Origin of the sequence: Bartonella sp. CL25QHWL (genome assembly GCF_042195335.1) — a bacterium.
In the GTDB taxonomy this organism is placed as follows: domain Bacteria; phylum Pseudomonadota; class Alphaproteobacteria; order Rhizobiales; family Rhizobiaceae; genus Bartonella.
In genome coordinates this window covers 71,641-93,455 of record NZ_JBHIOE010000002.1, presented here as the reverse complement: position 1 = coordinate 93,455, position 21,815 = coordinate 71,641, and the positions used below count along the sequence as shown (strand labels likewise).

General features: G+C 37.3%; 14 protein-coding genes. 5 read left to right on the top strand and 9 right to left on the bottom strand.

Annotation, left to right across the window (positions count from 1 at the left end):
* Positions 1 to 75 precede the first annotated feature (75 nt).
* From ACFILY_RS01625 to ACFILY_RS01605, 5 genes are all read left to right on the top strand, one after another.
* Positions 76 to 1,107, top strand: coding sequence for an AAA family ATPase (locus ACFILY_RS01625; protein WP_375637406.1), 1,032 nt, complete (start codon positions 76 to 78; stop codon positions 1,105 to 1,107).
* A complete protein-coding gene (locus tag ACFILY_RS01620; protein WP_273791245.1) occupies positions 1,108 to 2,019 on the top strand; it encodes a DUF58 domain-containing protein in 912 nt (303 codons plus the stop codon).
* Positions 2,016 to 4,814: a DUF4159 domain-containing protein gene (locus ACFILY_RS01615; protein WP_375637407.1), complete on the top strand. Its 2,799-nt coding sequence runs from the start codon at positions 2,016 to 2,018 to the stop codon at positions 4,812 to 4,814. The genes ACFILY_RS01620 and ACFILY_RS01615 overlap by 4 nt, the downstream gene beginning before the upstream one ends.
* Positions 4,811 to 6,907, top strand: coding sequence for a glutamine amidotransferase (locus ACFILY_RS01610; RefSeq protein WP_375637408.1), 2,097 nt, complete (start codon positions 4,811 to 4,813; stop codon positions 6,905 to 6,907). The genes ACFILY_RS01615 and ACFILY_RS01610 overlap by 4 nt, the downstream gene beginning before the upstream one ends.
* Before the next feature lie 606 nt (positions 6,908 to 7,513).
* Positions 7,514 to 8,398: a metallophosphoesterase family protein gene (locus tag ACFILY_RS01605; protein ID WP_375630853.1), complete on the top strand. Its 885-nt coding sequence runs from the start codon at positions 7,514 to 7,516 to the stop codon at positions 8,396 to 8,398.
* 1,450 nt (positions 8,399 to 9,848) lie between these two features.
* Here the strand turns inward: ACFILY_RS01605 and ACFILY_RS01600 are convergent.
* The 9 genes from ACFILY_RS01600 to ACFILY_RS01560 all read right to left on the bottom strand — a co-directional run bounded on the left by ACFILY_RS01600 (position 9,849) and on the right by ACFILY_RS01560 (position 21,729).
* A complete protein-coding gene (locus ACFILY_RS01600; RefSeq protein WP_273791555.1) occupies positions 9,849 to 10,673 on the bottom strand; it encodes an outer membrane protein in 825 nt (274 codons plus the stop codon).
* A 441-nt stretch (positions 10,674 to 11,114) separates the two neighbouring features.
* Entirely contained in the window at positions 11,115 to 14,060 is a 2,946-nt protein-coding gene (locus tag ACFILY_RS01595) for a bifunctional [glutamine synthetase] adenylyltransferase/[glutamine synthetase]-adenylyl-L-tyrosine phosphorylase (RefSeq protein ID WP_375630855.1), read from the bottom strand.
* Between the two features lie 77 nt (positions 14,061 to 14,137).
* Positions 14,138 to 15,520, bottom strand: a complete 1,383-nt coding sequence (locus ACFILY_RS01590; RefSeq protein ID WP_375637409.1) for an ATP-binding protein — start codon at positions 15,518 to 15,520, stop codon at positions 14,138 to 14,140.
* Positions 15,517 to 16,203 (bottom strand): response regulator transcription factor, encoded by a 687-nt coding sequence (locus ACFILY_RS01585; RefSeq protein WP_273791552.1) that lies wholly within the window; start codon positions 16,201 to 16,203, stop codon positions 15,517 to 15,519. Before ACFILY_RS01585 ends, ACFILY_RS01590 begins: the two co-directional genes overlap by 4 nt.
* Before the next feature lie 73 nt (positions 16,204 to 16,276).
* Positions 16,277 to 17,788: a Do family serine endopeptidase gene (locus ACFILY_RS01580; RefSeq protein ID WP_273791551.1), complete on the bottom strand. Its 1,512-nt coding sequence runs from the start codon at positions 17,786 to 17,788 to the stop codon at positions 16,277 to 16,279.
* A gap of 214 nt (positions 17,789 to 18,002) precedes the next feature.
* Positions 18,003 to 18,413: a cytochrome c-type biogenesis protein CcmH gene (locus ACFILY_RS01575; protein ID WP_375637410.1), complete on the bottom strand. Its 411-nt coding sequence runs from the start codon at positions 18,411 to 18,413 to the stop codon at positions 18,003 to 18,005.
* Position 18,414: 1 nt separating this feature from the next.
* Entirely contained in the window at positions 18,415 to 20,394 is a 1,980-nt protein-coding gene (locus ACFILY_RS01570) for a heme lyase CcmF/NrfE family subunit (RefSeq protein WP_375637411.1), read from the bottom strand.
* 7 nt (positions 20,395 to 20,401) lie between these two features.
* Positions 20,402 to 20,881: a cytochrome c maturation protein CcmE gene (gene ccmE, locus ACFILY_RS01565; protein WP_273791548.1), complete on the bottom strand. Its 480-nt coding sequence runs from the start codon at positions 20,879 to 20,881 to the stop codon at positions 20,402 to 20,404.
* Between the two features lie 77 nt (positions 20,882 to 20,958).
* A complete protein-coding gene (locus tag ACFILY_RS01560) occupies positions 20,959 to 21,729 on the bottom strand; it encodes a tetratricopeptide repeat protein (protein WP_273791547.1) in 771 nt (256 codons plus the stop codon).
* Positions 21,730 to 21,815 lie beyond the last annotated feature (86 nt).

Here is a 21,815-nt window from a genome sequence, read left to right as displayed (position 1 = left end):
GTTACAAACAATAAGATATCCATTATCATGCAGAGAAAATTACCATTTTTGCGACAAACGCCTTAAGGAAGAAATATGAGTCAACATGATCCATCATCCAATTCTATAAAAAAGGTCAATATCAATCATGAGGCTCAAGTCATTATTGATGATATTGATACGGCACACAAAGAATTGGATATTTTACAACAAGAAATTGACAAAGTTATTTTTGGGCAAAATCAGGTAATCGAATATGCTTTAATCGCTATTTTTGCTGGTGGTCACGCCCTTCTTGTCGGTGCTCCAGGACTTGCAAAAACACGTCTTGTTGAAACATTGGGAACAGTCTTAGGGCTTGATGAAAAACGCATCCAATTCACTCCTGACTTAATGCCATCGGATATTATTGGTTCTGAAATTATGGATTCCGATAAAGACGGTAAACGTTCTTTTCGATACATTCAAGGTCCTATTTTTACGCAACTTCTCATGGCCGATGAAATCAATCGTGCTTCCCCACGGACACAGTCAGCCCTTTTACAAGCTATGCAAGAATATCATGTTACTGTTGCAGGTACCCGTTATGATTTGCCACAACCTTTTCATGTTCTTGCAACGCAAAATCCTCTCGAACAAGAAGGGACATATCCACTTCCTGAAGCACAACTGGATCGCTTTTTGATGCAAATCGATATTGACTATCCTGACCTCACAACAGAGCGACGGATTATTTTAGAAACAACAAAAGAAAAAAAAACAAATGCAAAACCAATTTTATCCGGCAAAAAATTGCAAAAAATTCAAAATATCGTTCGCAAAATGCCTCTTTCAGAAAATGTGATTGAAGCTATTTTAAAAATTGTCCGCTCATCTCGCCCTCATAAAGACAATAGCCTTGCTAATACTTATGTTTCTTGGGGACCTGGTCCACGGGCATCACAAGCCCTTTCACTTTGTGTTCGCGCCCGTGCTCTTTATTATGGACGCTTAGCCCCTTCACTTGATGATGTTGAAGCATTAGCCTATCCCGTATTACAACACCGCATGGCTCTTAATTTTTCTGCCCGTGCTGAAGATATAACCGTAAAAGATATTATCAATAACCTTGTGAAAGATGCTCTTTGAATGGCACTTGGCAAAAAAGTTTTACAAAAGCCTCCATTGTCGCTGGCAAATGAACTGCATAAGGATACTGGCAAAATGCCATATTTCCTTTTGCAAGCGCGTCATATCGCTAATACACTGATAACCGGATGGCACAGACAGCGTAAAAGCGGTAATGGGGAAAACTTTTGGCAATTTCGTCCCTATATGGAAGGAGAATCCATTACCCGCATTGATTGGCGTCGCTCAGCGCGTGATGAAAATACGTATCTGCGCGAAAACGAATGGCAAATGACACAAACCGTTTGGCTTTGTCCTGATCAGAGCGCATCAATGCATTACTGTTCGCGCTTTTCTAAAATCTCTAAAGGTAATCATGCCATTATTCTTACCCTTACCTTGGCATCCCTTCTTGCACGCAGTGGCGAACATATTGCTATTCCCAACTTAATGTCCCCCACAATGACATCCAATGTCGTAGAACGAATAGCCTTTGCTTTAGAAAATCATTCAGATGAAAATTCATTTCCGGATTTTTCAACGATTACACGCTTTTCACATGTCGTTATAATGAGTGATTTTCTCGACTATCCTGAAAAAATCATCCAACATTTAACCGTTTTAACTACAAAACAGGTGACAGCTCATTTAATTGAAATTTCTGATCCCGCAGAAGAAAGCTTTCCCTACACAGGTCACACAGAATTTTTGGATCCTGAAACGAAAGAGAAACATGTTTCCACTAAAGCAGAAGATCTTCGTAAGAGCTATTGTAAACTATATCACGCAAGGCGACAAGAATTGGTAAATTTTTGCGCACGCCAAGGATGGTCTTATCACGTTAGTACAACGGATCAACCTTTAACAGAGACCATTTTTCATCTTGCAAATACAATGAGCGACTCTCCATTGCAAAAAAGGAGGGCACTTTGAGTTTTGCTGCTCCCTTTCTGTTACTAGGGCTTTTGTTCCTACCGGTCATTTGGTGGCTGTTGCGGATAACTCCTCCATCTCCGCGCAAAGAGCTTTTTCCCCCTTTTCGCTTCTTACCCAAACCAACTCATCAACAAGAAACAGCAAAACATACACCTTGGTGGTTGCTCTTGTTGCGTTTAACCATAGCGGCACTCGTTATCATAGCTCTAGCACGCCCCACTTGGAATCAAAAACCAATCAGCTTTTCTGGATCTCAACCCCTTGCACTCATTATTGATAATGGTTGGGCTTCTGTAAAAGAATGGAAAAAGCGCATCTCTATCACTGAAATGCTTCTTGCACAGGCAGAAAAACAGCAAAAAAATATTTATCTTGTTGCAACGGCTGAAAATGATATCTCCAATATAGAGCCCCAACCAGCCAAGATTATAAAACAGCATTTAATGCATTTGCAACCGCGTCCTTGGCCTGTCAACCGTGTGCATGCCTTCAAAAAACTCAGCGAAATAACCAAAGGAAAACCTCTTGATATTGCTTATTTGAGTGATGGATTACGAACAAATGAAGATGAGCAAGCTTTTGCTCATCTTGAAGAATTAAAACCTAGAAACTTCTTGTGGTATTTGACTGATATTTCCGATTTAACCGGCATAACATCCATAGAAAATAACAATGGAAACATGGGCGCGCGTATTATCCGCTCAACAACACACAGCAACACTCCCGCTATACTCAGCCTCTACGATTCAAATAATCAACTTCTCGGTCAATTTACGAACAATTTCTCTGAAGGAGAAACAACAGCACTTGTTCCTTTTAATGTACCACTTGAACTACGCAATGATATCGCTTGGATAAAAATAAACAATCAAAACCATGCTGCTGCAACCTTCTTGGTAGACAGCCATAACAGGATAAGCCGTGTTGCTCTTCTCTCACCAGATACCAATGAAATGGCACAGCCTTTACTTGCTCCATTTTATTACATTATCAAAGCCTTACAAGGTCATACACAGCTTATAACAGCCGGTGGAAGAGAACTTTCAACGGATATTGATCATTTGCTTAAACAAAATCCATCTGTTTTGATTATGGGTGACATTGTTAACATACCCCCAAAAGCAGAAAAAAAACTTTCTGATTTTGTGAATAAAGGGGGAACACTCATCCGCTTTGCAGGAGAAAAACTCAGTGGCGCAGAACATTACGATAACCTTCTTCCGATACCACTACGCCCAGGTCAACGTTCCCTTGGAAGTATTATGTCTTGGACAAAACCACAAAAGCTTGCCCCTTTTGCAAAAAATAGCTTTTTCTTTGATCTTCCTTTTCCAAAAGATGTTACTGTCTCGCGCCAAATCCTCGCAGAACCAACCCCAGATCTTTTTGAAAAAACGTGGCTTAGCCTTTCGGACGGAACTCCTCTTATTACCGCAGCAAAACGTGGTAAAGGAACCCTCATTCTCATTCATGTTGCTCCTGACCCAACATGGTCTAATCTTCCTCTTTCTGGCTTTTTTGCACAAATGCTGCAAAAATTAATCACATTAGGTTCTAACGAAAACACAAACCTAACACACAGAGAAAAAAGAACCGTGGTACAAAGCCCTTGGCGAACTATAGCCGTTGACGGACAATTACAAGTACCACCCTCTGATGTTGTTCCTTTGATCTTTGACTCTCAAAATCCACCCCATCCTTCCTACCATACTCCCCCAGGACTTTATGGTGTCAAAAACAATTTTTATGCACTCAATCTCTTAACTCATTCGTCGCACTTGATGAAACAATCATCATTGCCAACTTCTCTTAATAAACGCCCTTTATCTTACGATACAAAAGAAAAAAATCTTATTGGTCCACTTTTAGGATTAGCCATCTTATTATTCGCCTTTGACAATTTTCTCATTTTATGGATGGGCGATATTTTTTCTTTCATGAAACGGCGTAATATGTTTCTCCTCCCCTTTATAAGTCTTATTGCCTTGTTTTCATATGATCCAACTCTTCATGCACAAACGAAAGAAAACCATCATGATAGTGTACAAGCTGCCGGCGCAACACATCTTGCCTATGTTATAACCAATAATCATGAAATTGATACAACGAGTAAAAGTGGTCTAGAAGCGTTAAGTCAATTTATCGCAGAGCGCACAATGCTTACCCTCGGCTCTGTTACAGCACTTGATCTCGATAAAGATGAACTCTCTTTTTATCCTCTTATTTACTGGCCAATTGATGTTAAAAGTCCTATACCAACCCCCAAAAGCCTTGAAAAAATAAATAACTTTATGAAACATGGGGGAACAATTTTATTTGACACGCGCGATCAGATAAAGAGCAATCTTAATCTTGAAGGAGATGCCACTCCAGAAACGCAAAGATTACGAGATATCTTAAAAGAGTTAAATATTCCATCCATTGAGCCAGCATCAACAGATCATGTTGTTGCACGTTCTTTTTATATTATGCCAGATTTTCCAGGTCTCTACCGTGGTTCACCTTTATGGATTGAATCCTCCTCAACAAACAAAAAAAATAAAAATTCTCTTGCCAGCGGCGATAATGTAAGTTCTCTTCTCATTACTGCCAATAACTTTGCCGGTGCTTGGGCACTCGATGAAAAAGGGACATGGAAATATCCCCTTGTTCCCAATGATCCCATGCAACGTCTATGGGCATTTCGTGCAGGTTTAAATATTGTCCTTTATGTTCTTACAGGAAACTATAAAGCGGATCAAGTTCATGTTCCAGCACTCTTGGAACGCTTTAAAAGAGAAAGAAGGCAATGATATCATTTTTCACTTTTCAGCCTTTTTTACCACTCATTTGGATTCTGTTCTTAAGTGGAATATCGATTCTTTTTGTCGTTGTTGGTCTTGTTACGCAACGGCAAGGTTCTTTATTTCGTCTGATGGCATTAAGCGCCCTCATCCTTGCTTTGCTCAATCCAATGATCATAAAAGAACAGCGCGAACCACTGAAAAGCACAGTGGGAATTGTTATTGACCGCAGCAAAAGCCAAACATTTGGAACACGTACAAACGACAGTGATGAAGCGCGCGCGCAATTAACTCAAGCATTGGCGCATTATCCACAATTTGAACCACGCTTTATTGAAGCTGGAAAACTTGCTGATAATCAGTATGCGCCCTCAACGAATTTGTTTGAGGCTTTAACACAAGCAGTATCTGATGTACCGCTCTCTCGTTATGCAGGAACCATTTTTATCACCGATGGACAAGTGCATGACATTCCTGACCTATCAGACCTTCATCATGAAGCCCCTCTCAATGCCCTGATTACAGGGCACTCAGAGGAATTTGATCGCCAAATTAAGTTTATCTCTCCTCCACGATTTGCCCTTGTCAACAAACCACAAACGCTCTCCATTTTGGTAGAAGATAAAGGCCCCACCAAAAAAACAATACCACAGAAAGCAAATATTACATTAAGCGTCAATGGACAAGACATTGGCCATTATTCTGTGACTCCTGGCGTGATTTTTCAAACTGAAATTACCCTTCCTCATGCTGAAAAAAATATTATCCAAGTTATAACCGATCCACACAAAGGTGAACTAAGCTTTGAAAACAACCGCGCCATAACAATTATTGAAGGAATCAGAGAAAATTTACGCGTTCTTCTTATTTCAGGTGCTCCTTATAATGGAGAACGGACATGGCGAGACCTTTTGAAAGGTGACTCCAATATTGATCTTGTTCACTTTACTATTTTGCGTCCTCCCACCAAAGCAGATAATACGCCCTCAAGCCAATTATCCTTAGTGGTCTTTCCCACAAGAAAACTCTTTGTTGAAGAAATTAATAACTTTGATCTCATCATCCTTGATGGCTACCAGCACTCTACTGTTCTCCCCTTAATCTATTATGATTATATCGCCCAATATGTACAAAAGGGGGGGGCATTGTTGATGGTAACAGGACCTGAATTTGCCCAAAAAAACTCACTTGCGAAAACACCTTTAATAAGCATTTTACCGGCATTACCTAATGGAACTATTATTGAAAAACCTTTTCGCCCCACATTAACCAAAGAAGGTGAGCGCCATCCTGTCACAAGAGGTCTTGCAACACTTAACCTTCCAGCTTCTCAATGGGGGCAATGGTTGAGACAAATTGCTATTCAAAACATAAATAACGGAATCGCCCTCATGAAAGGAGCCGATGAGCAACCACTTTTACTTCTCTCGCATGTTGATAAAGGACGTGTAGGCATGTTGCTTTCTGATGAAAGTTGGCTTTGGGCTCGAGGTTTCGAAGGCGGCGGTCCTTATGCTGCTCTTTATCGACGAATTGCTCATTGGCTCATGAAAGAACCAGAACTTGAAGAAGAAAAATTAAGTGCGACCAGCAGCCATCATCATTTAACAATTCGCCGCCAAACTCTAAAAGACCATCCAGAACCCGCTGAAATAATCTTTCCCTCTGGAAAAAAAGAAAATATTACTCTGACCAAAGAGCAAGAAGGCCTTTTTACTGCAACTGTGACCACTGATGAGACAGGAATTTTTACCATTAAAAATGGCGATTTAACAATACTTTCTTCTGTAGGGATGCTCGATAATCTTGAGTTGTTGGACTTGACTTCAACACAAGAAAAACTAGCCCCCATTATTAAGCACACAGGCGGCTACATCGGACGTTTACACCCTGAGGGAAAAGAAAACATTCATCTTCCTCCATTCAAACTGATTCAATCAAAAACAAGTCCGTCCTCTTCCCCAGAACATTCAATTGTTCTGAAAGAAGCAACAGAAACCCGTTTAATCAATACCTTTTATTTTTCGATATTTTCTGGTTTTTTTGCATTGCTTGCTTGCCTTTTACTGTTGAGCAGCATGTGGTATTATGAAGGACGTTAAAAGGTTTGAGATTTCGTATAATAGTTTTAAAATTCAGCTTATCTTTTTACGTATTTACTTGTCTTTTATAATTAGATAACGTATTGATTTATAACTAAAAATACAGTATAATTCTCCTTATTTCAAATATCCTCATATTAAAAAAATAAAAAACATTCTCTTGCGTATTATTAGAAGAGATGCAGTATGGATAGAAACCATCGAAGAAAAGAATGAAATACCTCTTATGAATCCTTCTAAAGCAAGGATTTTCACAAAATTGGGGGAAAATAGTATGATGGTTTTTATTTGCACCTTGTATAAGCGTAGAGATGGTAGTGTACAGTAAGCCCTATATACTTCACAGAAGCTTTCTATTATAGCATCGAATACCGTCGTGAAATTAGCTCAAACGCATTGAGAAATATTTTTTTTTACAAATATGTGAATGTACAACACAATGATATTCTATTGGGGATATTCTATTGGGGATATTCTATTTGGAACATTCCGCTTGAGGCGTTCTTTTTTGCAAGCTAATTTTTATTTTACAATCTTTCTTGCCTTTAAGCACTAACTTATCTTATGTTTATTCTTTAAATCGTTTTTAATACTCTACGAGCTTTTATGTTTTATCTTGCCCATATATCGGATGTACATCTTTCACCTCTCCCGCAACCTTCCCTCTTCGAACTTTCTGGGAAACGTCTTACCGGTTATCTGAATTGGCAAAAAAAACGTAAGAGTCAGATGGCAACAGACGTCCTAGAAACTTTAATAGATGCCTTGAACAAAACAAAACCTGATCACCTTGTGATCTCTGGTGATCTTGTAAATCTTGCTCTCGATAAGGAATTTGAACAAGCACGTCGTTGGCTACTTAACTTAGGACAACCTCAAGATATTTCTTTGACATTTGGAAATCACGATGCCTATGTCCGCGGCGCTTTCCAAAAAGCATGCACTCTCTTTAAACCTTGGATTACAGGTGACATCCCTCAAAAAAGCGTCTTTCCTTATATGCGCATTCGCAAAGATGTTGCCATCATAGCAGCTTCTTCAGCCATTGCGACACTGCCTTTTCAAGCTTCTGGTTATTTTGGTAAAATGCAAGCGCAAACTTTACCGCTCTTTTTAAAAGAAGCAGCACAGCGCAACCTTTTTCGTGTCGTCATGATTCACCATCCCCCTTTTCCCAATGCAACGTCTTGGCATAAAAAACTACGGGATATAAAACGTTTTCTAAACGTTATCAAATATCACGGTTGTGAACTTATTCTTCACGGACATACTCATTTACCCACATTGAATTACATTGAAGGACCAATTAAAAAAATTCCTATTGTTGGTGTTCCTTCCGCATCACAAGCTTTTGGTGATAAAAAACCACCCGCAGGCTTTAATTTATTTTCCATTGAACGCTTACAAAATCAATGGCATTGCCAATTACAACGTTATAGCATTATCAACCCCAAAAACGAGATTGCATGTACTGAAACAATTAATCTTTAAACACCTTCATAGTTGCCAAAACAACCAAAAACGAAAATATTTTTATTTCATATCCCTTTGGAAATCATAATTCTTATTTCCCTTTTTCTCCTTAAAAGACAAAGTTTCACCTTCTCTGTTAATAGATCAATTTTTCTCAGAGAATTCCATCTGCTGCCCCACTTATGTAACGAGCTTTTTACAAGCTTATTGGTTTTCTTCCTTCCCGCCCTAAAGGACGAAAATTCTACCCCATCTGATTTATAAATAATCCGGATTCTTGTCGCACGGGTTCCAGCTGCTAATTGCGCATGTGATTTACTTCACAAAGCTCTACACATAAACCCTGCTTTAAATTTCATCATACACTCCTCCAAAAGCATCTAATGCGTAAAATCCTTATAATATTACAATGATGATATTTTATAGAATAATAGAGAAGCTCATTCAGCTTCTATACCTGAAAATAGATGACTAAAAAAGCCAAATAATAACTAAAGTATATAATTTAAATAACCCAACCTACTTGTGATTTATAAACAAATAATGTTGATTGATTTATCGTAAATAGATTTGAAATAATCCCTTACTATTTCACTCGATATTTATTATCGTACATTTAAAAAAAATATAAAAAATAATAGATTATATTTCGATAACAGATATAGGTAATAATGTTTTTTATGTCTCGATAAATTCCTAATTTGCTATCTATTTTTTCCTATAAATAAATTTATAATACTCTTTATAATTATTTTATTATTATAAATTATTATTTATAATATCACATAAAATATCTAATAATAAAAATTATAATATGAATTTTTATTATTATTGAGTTATATTGCGGATGTAGTTTTATGTGCTTTAGAATTTTTTTGCGATCTTTTTGTTATTAAATAAAATATTTTACGATAACGCAAAACAGAAAAGTCGATTGTATCAGAGGTCTTTCAAATAAAACAAAACACCATTAAGTTGCCAATTTATGTGTTGGTTTAAAAAAGCATCTTTTACAGCACCCAAACTCATTTCCCGACGGCACCTATGAATGATGTAATGATAAGTCCATTTAGCATCACCATCTTTACGTTTATGGAAAAGCAAGCTAGTATCAAATCTCACACTTTGCCAATCCCCAATGTAGCGACAGCTTTTGGCACTTAAGATGATTCATAAGAAGCATTTTTATTCTTTCTTTAATGTTGTTTATCTCACTGCTCTCCCTCCTTTTGACGTACAAAAGACGCGGTTTTGATTGGTCAACATGGTATAGGTTTAAAATGAGAAAATCTTATGATCCTTGGATCTCTCACTCAACATGACAAAAAGTAAATTATATTTATAAATCAACGTATTGTTCGAATAAAATAGTAGCTCTTTTGAGTGAAGAATATTTTCCAGCGCATATCTGAAAAATAAAAGCCTCATTCGAAAATGAGACTTTTGAATTGTTTAATTCTGCAAAAAATTAAAATTTATAAGCTACACCCACGCGGAAATCATTTGTTTTGTAGCCCATTTCAAATTTATCCTGTATGAACTTTTTTTTGCCAAAATCTGAATAACGATATTCTGCACGCACAATAACATTATCAGTCATTGCAAAATCAATACCACCTCCAAGGGTGTAACCAATCATGGTCTTTTTTTCATCATGCAACCAATCAGAAAAATCAACTTCTCCATTTTTGCTATCAGTAACTAACCCAAAAATATTCTGAAGCTGCGTATAAGCAACCCCTCCGGAAATATAAGGCATCATACGCTCAATCGCAAAACCAACTCTCACCCGTGTAGCACCAGCCCATTTTTGTTTTAAGGTATGACGTACAGCTTTAATACGCCTTGTTGAATCATTCTCATGCAAATCTCTTGTTAGACTTTTTTCTTCTGTAGGTTGTGGTTTTTCTTCAGTTGGACTTTTTTCCGGTAGATCGACATCTTTAGAATCCTTTTTACCAGACCACATAATATCCGTATCAATACCTATAATAAAACTATTATCGATATCAATATTGGAACCTGCATAAACTCCCCCTATAAAACCAGAAAGTTTAGGTAAATTCTCCTTTCCAATTGGATTCCATATCCTTGTCTCATCTTTTAAATAACTTGCAGTTGTTTTACCTGAAAAGTTACCAATCTGTCCTCCAAGATAAAATCCTGTCCAAGAAAAAGCAGGCGCTGCAATAACAGGAACAGGCTGTTCAGGAATAGCGATATCCGACGCCTGTACTACAGAAATTGAAATTAAAGAAAATATAGATGTTGAGGCTAAATACTTTGTAATCATAATTGCTCCCCTAAAAGCTAATGTGATACATAAATAATAATAAATCGTTTCACACTTTTTTCAAAAAATCTATAGCAAAAATGACACAGTTGAAAAATTAAAATCTTATTTATAATTTCCTAAAACTATTAATCTATAGTAGCTTTTATAGCTTCATATTGATCATTATTATCCAGAATTATATAAATAATTATAATATCAATTTTTTGAAAAGAATGAGATAAGGCTCATAAAGCATATCATTCACTAAACTAGTCACTCATCGCTTTTTGTATAAAGAATAATACCTAGAATAGCACATTTAACAGAGAAATTTTTTCATCACACTTGAAAAACCACTAGAGAACTTCACTCTAACCCTCTCAAGCGTGTAATGAAATAAAAGACAAAAATTAATATAAAAATGGAATTAATAATTTTTATTATTCTTATAGAATTATTTTAATGTTTCATGATTTTTGTAAAAACTGAACAGACCAATTGCCCAGTTTCTGCAATTAATTTTTCAACACGAAGCAAATCAGGTTCCCCAACACTATTTAACAAAAGGTCACTTAATCCAGGTGGCATGTCATTGGGATCAAGAGAATCATTTAAGCAAAGCCGTATAATTTGACTCAAATTTGTATAAAGACGATAGGCATAATGTAAATCAGCAATACATGACTGATTAAGAAAACTGTTTGGTAAGTGATCTAAAATATCCGCTGTCGTCGCTCCAATTTGAAACTCAATGACATGCGTAATAAGAGAAAATTGAGCAATAAACTCCAAATCCATAATGCCACCAGACATCGTTTTTAAATCCCATTGATTTTTTGGCGGCTTTTCTTTTGCAATCAAGGAACGCATTTCACACACTTCTTTTGCAACTTCCTTCTTATCACGAGAAATAGCAATAATTGCACACACTTCATTTTCTAGCTTTTGTAAAAAATCAGGATCTCCTGCAATGCCTCGAGCCCTTGTTAAAGCAAGATATTCCCATATCCATGCTTCTTGGCGATAATACTTTTTAAAAAATGGAAAAGAAACAGCAATAGGTCCTTTATTGCCTAACGGCCGTAACCTTAAATCAACGACATAAAGAACACCTTGGCTTGTAAGAGTGGATAAAGCAGAAACGAGGCGCTGTGCTAAACGCGTATAATATTGAGAAATATAAAGAGGCTTTTCTCCATCAGATATTTCTGCATCATCATCATGTTCATAAAGCAAAACGAGGTCAACATCGGAATCTGCTGTTAATTCACGACTTCCAAGTTTCCCCATACCCAATATGCCAACACGCCCCCCTTTAATACGACCATGAAGACGAGAAAATTCCTCTTGAACGGTAGCAAATGTTTTTGTAATCATAAGATCAGCAAGTGCAGTAAAAGCAAAACCCGCTCTTTCTCCTGTAATTGCACCATTCAAAATTCGAATACCAATCAAAAAACGTTGTTCATCTGCAAAAATCCTTAAATGGTCAAGAATCTCCTCATAAGAAAGAACATTTTCAAGAAAATATTCAAGCCGTTTTTCTAAATACGTTTTTGTTGGTAATTCTGAAAGAATATTTGGGTCTAACATTCCATCAAAAACGTGGGATCTGCGTGTAATAATTTCTGCAAGACGTGGAGCAGCACCCATAATAAGGACAAGCATATCCAAAAGAGAGGGATTAGACTGCAAAAGACTAAAAAGCTGAATTCCTGAAGGTAAGCCCTGTAAAAAACCATCAAAACGCAACATCGCCTCATCAGCTCGTTTTGTCCCACCAAAAGCTTTCAAAAGAGCTGGTGTTAATTCCGTTAATCTCTCGCGTGCTTCGGCTGATTGCGTTGCTTTATAACGACCAAAATGGAGCGTGCGCATAATACGACAAATATCACTTGCTCTTTCGAAGCCTAAACGGCTTAACGTTATTAATGTCTCCGGATCATCTTCTTCACCGGTAAAAACTAAATTACCAATTTCTAAACCAAGTTCTTGCTCATTCTCAAACAGTGCTGCATAATGTTTTTCAACAACCTGAAGTGTTTTTAATAAATCACGGATAAAACTGCTACTGTCTTGATAACCCATTAAATAGGCAACACTTGTGAATTGAGCAGTATCATTTGGAAGAAGATGTGTTTGTTCATCGAAAAGCATTTGAATACGATGTTCCACATTTCGAAGAAAAGCATAACTTTTTATAAGGCTATTTCTCGTTTTCTCACTGATCCAACCAAGCGTGTGAAGTTCTGCTAACATTGCAACTGTCTGACGTCCACGTAATTGAGGAAAACGTCCACCAGCAATGAGTTGCTGTGTCTGAACAAAAAACTCAATCTCACGAATACCACCACGACCTAACTTTATATTATGCCCATAAGCTGCAATTTGACCGTAATTTTTATGCGCATGAATTTGACGTTTGATCGAATGAATATCAGCAATAGCAGCGTAATCTAAATATTTCCGCCATACATAGGGAAAAAGCTCTTTGATAAAGTTAAAACCTGCCCTCTTATCACCAGCAACTGGACGTGCTTTAATCATGGCTGCTCGTTCCCAATTTTGCCCACGCCCTTCGTAATAACGCAATGCAGTCCTTACTGGTAAGGCCAAAGGGGTTGATCCTGGATCTGGACGAAGACGAAAATCAAGACGAAAAACATATCCTTCCGCAGTGCGTTCTTGAATGATACGGATTAATCGGCGTACCATTTTAGAAAATACGTCAACACTTTCAGAAAGATTACCAATATGAGGTGATGTTTCATCAATGAAAACAATAAGATCAATATCAGAAGAATAATTAAGTTCCCCTGCTCCTAACTTTCCCATCCCTAAAATAATTAAACCACAGTCTTTTTCTGGATTCTCACGGCTTAATAAATTGATCTTACCATGATCATGCGCTTCTCTTAATAGAAAACGTAGTGCTACACTTAATGCTGCTTCGCCCAAACGTGTCAACCAAGCACATGAAACTTCGTAAGTAAAAACACCTCCCAAATCAGCTAAAGCAATGAGAACATGCGCTTCTCGTTTTTTGCGCCTTAAAGCAGCCATCAATGAAGTTTCATTTATAGTTTCATCCTTATCGATAGCCGTAATATCATCTATAATTTCGCTCAGCCTTGTTTCTACATCAACATTTAATAAAGCACTAAGATATGATGGATTGGCAATTAAAACCTCACGCAAAAAAGGAGATAAGGTCATAACCGAACTGATAAAATCAATCTGCGTTCCACTCTCTGAAATGATGGAAATAAGCGATTCTAAACCTTCTTTCCTTGCTTGTTCTTCCATGTCTTTTAACCATTGGGAACTACTTTTATCGAGAGGGCATAAAGGGAGAAGCTGTGTTTTTAAAAAAGCTTGTTTCGTCTGCGCTCCCTTGAAAAGCATTTTGCTTTCCTTTCTATTGCTTTATACTTTTAAAATAGTTGTTACGTATGAAAAGAGAAAAGTGAAGAAAAATATCTTTAAGGAAATAACAAAATAGCCCTAAGCCCTGGATTTGCATTTTCAAGTAACAATTCACCCCCGTGAAGCTTCATAACTGCTTTTGCTATACTTAAACCAATCCCAAACCCAGGTTGTGTGCGGCTTTCTTCAAGACGAACAAATCGTTCTGTCACTTTTTCACGTTTATCCTCTGCTATTCCTGGTCCATTATCGCTCACAACAACTAATAAATGTTCATCACGATATTCCATTGATAAGCAAACCTCCGCTTTCCTTTCACCTTTAGAGGCATATTTAATGGCATTATCTATAAGATTAAAAATTGATTGTGCAACAAGCTCACGATTCAACTTAAGCTCTTTATCAAATATATTCCCCAACCGAAGTAAAACACCTGACTCTTCAGCAAAAGGTTCGTAAATCTCAACAGCATCCTCAAGGATCAGTTTCATATTCATCATTTCAAGATGCTCAATTGCACTGCTGGCCTCAATACGTGAAATCATTAAAATTGCATTGAACGTACAAATAAGTTGATCTGATTCTGCAATAACCCTATCAAGGACCTGACGATATTCAAGCTTTGTCTTATTTCCTGAAAGCGCTTCTTCAGCACGATTTCTAAGACGCGTTAACGGCGTTTTCAGGTCATGAGCAATATTATCTGATACTTGACGTAAACCAATATTTAACTCTTCAATGCGGTCTAACATAACATTAAGATTGGTTGACAATCGATCAAACTCATCCCCTACTCCAGAGACAGGTAAACGCCCACTGAAGTCACCATCCATCAAGCGCTGTGATGCAGCCGTTACATGATCAATCCTTTGTAAAGCTCTCCTGCCAACAAAAAACCATATGAGTAAAGCGCCTCCAACCATTGCAGCAAGTGCAATGATCACAGCTTTGCGAATAACAACAGCAAAACGTTCTGGCTCATCCAAATCACGTCCTATAAGAATCTTCATAGCATTAGGTAAATCAACAATAACCGCCAAAGCGCGATGTTCACTTGTTTTGCCATGTTCTCCAAAACGGGAATATAAAAAAGAGGTAGAAATAAAACCACTCTGATTCAAAAGACCTAATTCAATACGTGCTACATTTCCTGCTAAAATACGCCCCATAGAATCCGTGACAAGATAAAGAAATGCTCCTGGTTGTCTTGAACGATAATCAATAGTGCGCATTAATAAGGATAATCCCCCATAATTATAAGCATTTTCAATATACTTTAATTCTTCATGTAAAGCCTGTTCAGTTTGCTCTGTTAACAATGAAGCAGAAAATGCCGTCATATAAATAGAAAGTCCTGTTGCCACCAATCCAAACAATAAAATGTAAAGTGCTGAAAGCCTTAGCGCCGTCGTGCGCATTATATTAATCAAACGATTCATGCTTTGTTATCTGGTACTTTTAGCATATATCCAGCTCCACGCACTGTATGAAGAAGGGGAACATCAAAATCTTTTTCAATTTTGGCTCTCAAACGGGAGATATGGACATCAATGACATTCGTTTGTGGATCAAAATGGTAATTCCAAACATTTTCCAAAAGCATAGTGCGTGTAACAACCTGCCCGGCATAACGCATCAAATATTCAAGTAAACGAAACTCTCGTGGTTGCAATAGAATGTTTCTATCACCTCGTTTTACCGTATGTGCTAACCGATCAAGCTCAAGATTACCTACACAGTAAACAGTTTCTGCTTCTTTAGGATTTTTCCGCCGTTGTAAAACTTCAACACGCGCAAGAAGTTCAGAAAAAGCATAAGGCTTTGTCAAATAATCATCTCCCCCTGCACGCAGCCCCGTTACACGATCATTAACTTGCCCTAAAGCAGACAGGATAAGAACCGGTGTTTCATTGCCTTTAGCGCGCAATTCAGCAATAATAGAAAGACCATCACGATGTAAAAGCATTCGGTCAACAACCATAACGTCATAATTTTCCGTGGTTGCTAAAGCATATCCCGTATCCCCATCATAAGCAACATCAACGGAATGCCCTACTTCCAAAAAAGCTTTTTCGAGATAATGCCCCGTCTCATGATCATCTTCAATAACGAGTATCTTCATAAAACGTATCTCCATTATTTTATTATGTTGTAGGACAAATATTTAATAAACATTTGTCCTACAAACTAAAGCCTTACTTTTTGAAAATTGGAAGAGCAACAAAACGATTTTGATCATTTGTCCGCACTTGTAAGAGTATAGCCTTTCGTCCTAACTGCTGAGCATTTTTGATTGTGTTAATAATATCAGAGACTCGTTTAACCGGTTTATTATTTACTGTCACAATGACATCACCAGGGCGTATCCCTTTATCTGCAGCATCTGAATCGGTATCGACATCCGTTACGACAACCCCTACACCATCATCAGAAGGCATAACAATCAGACCATAATCTTCCAATGTTTCATCTAAATCACTCTGTCCATTTGAATATTTTGAAGTCTCTTTCTTACTTTCATCTTCAGACATTGAAGCGAGTTTAACCTTGATGCTCTCCTCCTTACCTGATCTCCAAATCCCTATGGTTACCATTTCTCCTGGTTTAATATTTGCAATACGTTTCGCCAGCTCACGCGCATCAGCAATTTTTTCATTATTCACTGAAATAATTACATCACCCGCTTTAATACCAGCCTTTTCTGCCGGTCCTTTTAACGGATCAGTAACCAAAGCACCTTTGGCTTCTTTCAAACCTATTGAATCGGAAATCTCCTTTGTTACCGGCTGAATCTGAACACCTAACCAACCACGTTGAACTGAACCTTTTTCAATAAGTTGTTGTACAACCTGTTTTACAGTCGCAGCCGGAATAGCAAAAGCAATCCCAACATTTCCTCCAGAAGGAGAAAAAATTGCTGTATTAACCCCAACAACCTTTCCATTAAGATCAAACGTTGGACCACCAGAGTTTCCTCTATTAACAGCAGCATCAATCTGAATAAAATCATCGTACACACCAGTGCCAATATCACGTCCACGTGCAGAAACAATACCTGCTGTCACAGTTCCACCAAGACCAAATGGATTCCCAATGGCAACAACCCAATCCCCAACACGAAGCTTTGAATCATCACCAAAATCAACATAGGAAAATTTTCTTTTATCATTCACTTTTAGTACGGCAAGATCGGTTTTGGGGTCTTTCCCAATGAGCTTTGCATTCAATTCTGTACCATCATCAAGAACAACAGTATAACTTGTTCCATCAGAAATCACATGATCATTGGTCACAATGTAACCATCAGATGAAATAAAAAAACCCGATCCAAAAGCAACAGGACGGAGTCTCTGCGATTGGTGCGGAAATTTATTTTTAGGTTTATCAAAATCATAAAACTCTTTAAAAAATCTTTTTAAAGGATGCTGATCTGGTAATTGATCAAGTCCTGGACCACTAAAAAAGTTGCTAAAGAACCTATCTTCTTTCTTTTTATTGCTCTTTACTTGTACTGCTACAACGGCTGGTTTCACTTGAGCAACAATATCGGCAAATCCCTGTTGTTGCATTAACGAAGTAAATACAGAACTTGCATGAGCCTTTGTCATCCACAAGCTTGATGTACATCCACTAAAAAACAGTGCACTTTCCAATATCGCAGAAAAACTCACTGCGACAAATGTTTTAAAGAAAGCCTTTTTAACCATTTACTCTATGCTCCTATTCAATCATACCTTTATTCCAATTCCGACCACTTATAAAATACCAGACCTTACCGTTTTCTGTCTAAATTATTAAAGTTTTGTAAGGTTTCAGTATTCCCTAATATAATTACAATAAGATTGTATGCTCATTGCAAATGATCTGATTTCTTTTATGTAACATCTTTTTTAATGCAATGACATTTTTGACTGTTCTTTTTCATTCACATAACGCATGATTATTCCGTTTGAAGTGGAAAAATATGATACTTATGCCAGTGATAATAATGATCAAAGGCGAGAACCATAAAAACCAAGTTATTTTATTCAATGGTGGCTCCAAGAGAATAAATTCACCATATCGCTCAACAAGAAAGTCAGTGACTTGCTGATTACTATAGCCCATTTTTAGCCTTTCCCGAATTAAAAGCCGTAAATCACGTGCTAAAGCAGCATCTGAATCATCAATTGATTGATTTTGACAAACCGGACAACGTAAATGCGATGAAATATGGCGTGCTCGCGCTTCAAGAATCTTATCCTTTAAAATCTCATCCGGCTCTACTGCTATTGCTAATTGAAAAGGAAACGTTGCAATTAAAAAAAATACAATCCAAAGAATTTTTTTCATCTCAATGTCTTTTCCAAAAATTTAAAGCAAGCACTACCCTATTGTACATGCCAATGCGAAACCAATACCCCAGAAGAGAAAGACATCCCCCCATAGCCATCATGAATGCCCCTAACCAAATACATATTACATAAGGCTTCCACCATACGTGCACAACAAGACCCCGATTATCGATATGTCCCGGTACAATATATAGCTGCGATAAGCCATGATTTTTCAGACCAACTTCTGTTGTTGATGTATTTTGACTTGAGTAAAATCGCTTTGAGGCTGTTACATGACCCACAATGTTTTTATTTTCATATATTTTAAAATAAAACTCCATTGTCGAATAATTCGAACCAACCCCATCATACACTGCATCAAAATGAAGCGTTTTATCCGCTATCGTCACCCTATCCCCTATGTTCATGATTAAAATACGTTCTTGCCCAAAACTTGCCACACAAACAATACCAAATAGTGTAACGCCTAATCCCATATGTGCTATTGCTGCACCAAAAGTAGACCATGGCAATCCAAGAAATCTCTTAACGCGTACTGAAAAAGCTCTCTTGCCATATCCACTCTTTCCCCATAGATCCGCTAAACTGCCTAAAAAAACAAACGCTGAAAGCCCAATCCCTAAAACTGCAAAAATATCACGCACAGATGCCGCATAGAATATTATAAAACAGACGATACCAACGAATACAAAAACAAACCATAACCGTTCAAAAACTGCAAGAAAATCACCGCGTTTCCATGCCATCATTGTCCCAAACGGAACAAACAACAACAGCAAAACCATTAGCGGTCCACAGGTAAGGTTAAAAAAAGCAGCCCCTACAGAAATTTTTTGCCCAGTTAATATCTCAATAAAATAAGGATAAAGCGTACCAATCAATACTGTTGCTGTTATTGTTGTAAGTAACAAATTATTTAAAACAATAAACCCTTCACGTGAAATTGGTTGAAAAAATCTTTCTGTTTTTAAAATAGGGGTGCGCAAAGCAAAAAGAAAAAAAGCCGCTCCTGTAAAAAAAAAGAAAAGCGCAAGCATTGCTTGCCCCCGTGCTGGATCAACAGCAAAACTATGAACAGAAAGTAAAAGCCCAGAACGCACAAGAAAAGTTCCCATCAGAGAAAGGGAAAAAGTAAGCAGCGCTAAAAACAAAGTCCAACTTTTCAATATTTCTCGTTTTTCGAGAACAAGAGCAGAATGTAAAAGAGCCGTTCCTGAAAGCCAAGGCATAAACGAAACATTTTCAACAGGATCCCAAAACCAATAGCCGCCCCATCCTAGCTCATAATAAGCCCAATAGGAGCCAACCATAATACCCAATGTCAAAAAACACCAAGAAAGTAAAAGCCACGGACGAATTCCACGCGCCCAAATTCTATCAACATGTCCCATAATCAATGCCGCAACGGCAAAAGAAAAACAAAGTGAAAAACCAACATAACCTAAATAAAGTAGAGGTGGATGAATTGCTAATGCGATATCTTGTAAAAGAGGATTGAGACCATTTCCCTGCAATGCTGGTGGATTCACGCGTAAAAATGGATTGGATACAAAAAGAATAAATAAAAGAAAAGAAGTTGTAATCCAACTTTGGCAAATTAAAACAAGCGTCTTAAAATCTTCTGGCAAATGTTGGCTAAAAAAAGCCATCAATGCGCTAAAAAAAGCAAGACTTAAAACCCATAACAACATAGAGCCTTCGTGATTTCCCCAAACACCTGTAATTTTATAGAGCATCGGTTTTTCTGAATGAGAATTCTCAACAACGTTCAAAACAGAAAAATCAGATACGACATAAGCATAAATTATCACTAAAAAAGATAAAAGTAGTAATGTAAAAGTGATATATGTTAGAGGAACAGCTGTTTGCATTAACAAACGCTCTCTCCACCAAAAACCTAAAGCAGGTAAAAACGCCCCTAATAAGCTTACTGAAAATGCTGCAGCTAAAAAAATATGACCCAGTTCGACAAGCACAATCGAATTATTTCTCCATAATGTAATGTTTTTTCAAACGATCAGCTGTTTCTTTAGGCATATAAGTTTCATCATGTTTTGCTAAAATACGCATCCCTATAAAAAAGCCCTGTTTATCGAAATGCCCTTCTACAATCACCCCCTGACCTTCACGAAAAAGATCCGGTAAGGCACCATTGAAAACCACTTTTTCATGTTTTTTGTTATCCGTTACAAAAAAAATAACGCCTCTCTCTCCAACATATTGAACGGTTCCCTTTTCAACAAAGCCACCCAAACGCAAAGGGCGCTCCGTTAAAATATCTTCTCTTGTAATTTCAGAGGGCATTCTAAAAAAACTGACCGCATGACGCATTGCATACACTATGAGACTTGCTGCAATTGTCATAACCAAACAACATAATAATATGATCAGTAAGCGCCTTTTTTTTCGCTGCTCTAAAATAACCTTCCATGAGGCAGAACTCTTTAAAGATTGACTGTTCATAGACACTCTGCGAAAAAAGTTTAAATACGTTATAATTAAGTATCAATATTTTATTTTTTAAGAGCTTTGCACATCTTCTACATAGGTGCAAGATTTCTTTTCTCTGTATGCTCACTCGATAAATCACGTAACTGAATCATCATTTTTTTAACACGTGATTGTCCTGAAAAATTTTCAGGCATTGTATCAAGAAAGCTTTGTAAAAATTGCACTGCCTGCGCAGTTTTTCCTGCTTGATGCAATGCATCGGCCAACAACAAACGTGGATAAAAATCTGTTGGGGCTAAATCTGCTGCTTTTTGAAAGGCATTTTGCGCTTCTTGCGTTATCACCCCCCCTTCATAACCAACCAATGCTAAACCGTATCCGACAAGCCTTGGAGCTGTTTCTCCATTCAAACGAAGTGCATCTAAATAAGTATTCACAGCTTCTTGAAAAAGGCTTTCTTCGAGATACCCTACCGCTAACGCATCTGCTAGCTTGCCATCGTGAGGTGCACGGAAAAAAAGCACTTGTAAACGAATAAGCTTTTCTTGCTTACTGAGAGTTTTAGGATCCTTATCCATTAATTCGCTAAAAAAATAACTTTTCACTTCTGGATTGCCTGTCAGCCCATAAATACTCCATGTCATCAGAAGAACAAACAAAATACTCAAAGCCTTAAGAATATTTCTTTTTTTATAATTCATATAAAGCTTGTTAAACTCAATCATACGCTTATGGCTTCTATAACCATCTACGGTTTCAACTGTCCATTCTTTCTTTATCTCATCGTCAAAACGTAGTGAAAGAAAAAGAATACTTGCCAGAAAAGTCAGAAAAAATGCTGCAAAAATTAATAAGAGCATATCGTTTTTTTCCAATACGAACAGAGAATAACTCGCTTACATTTTATCCTCTTCATGAGAAGAGTGATGTGAATTAATAAAAATTC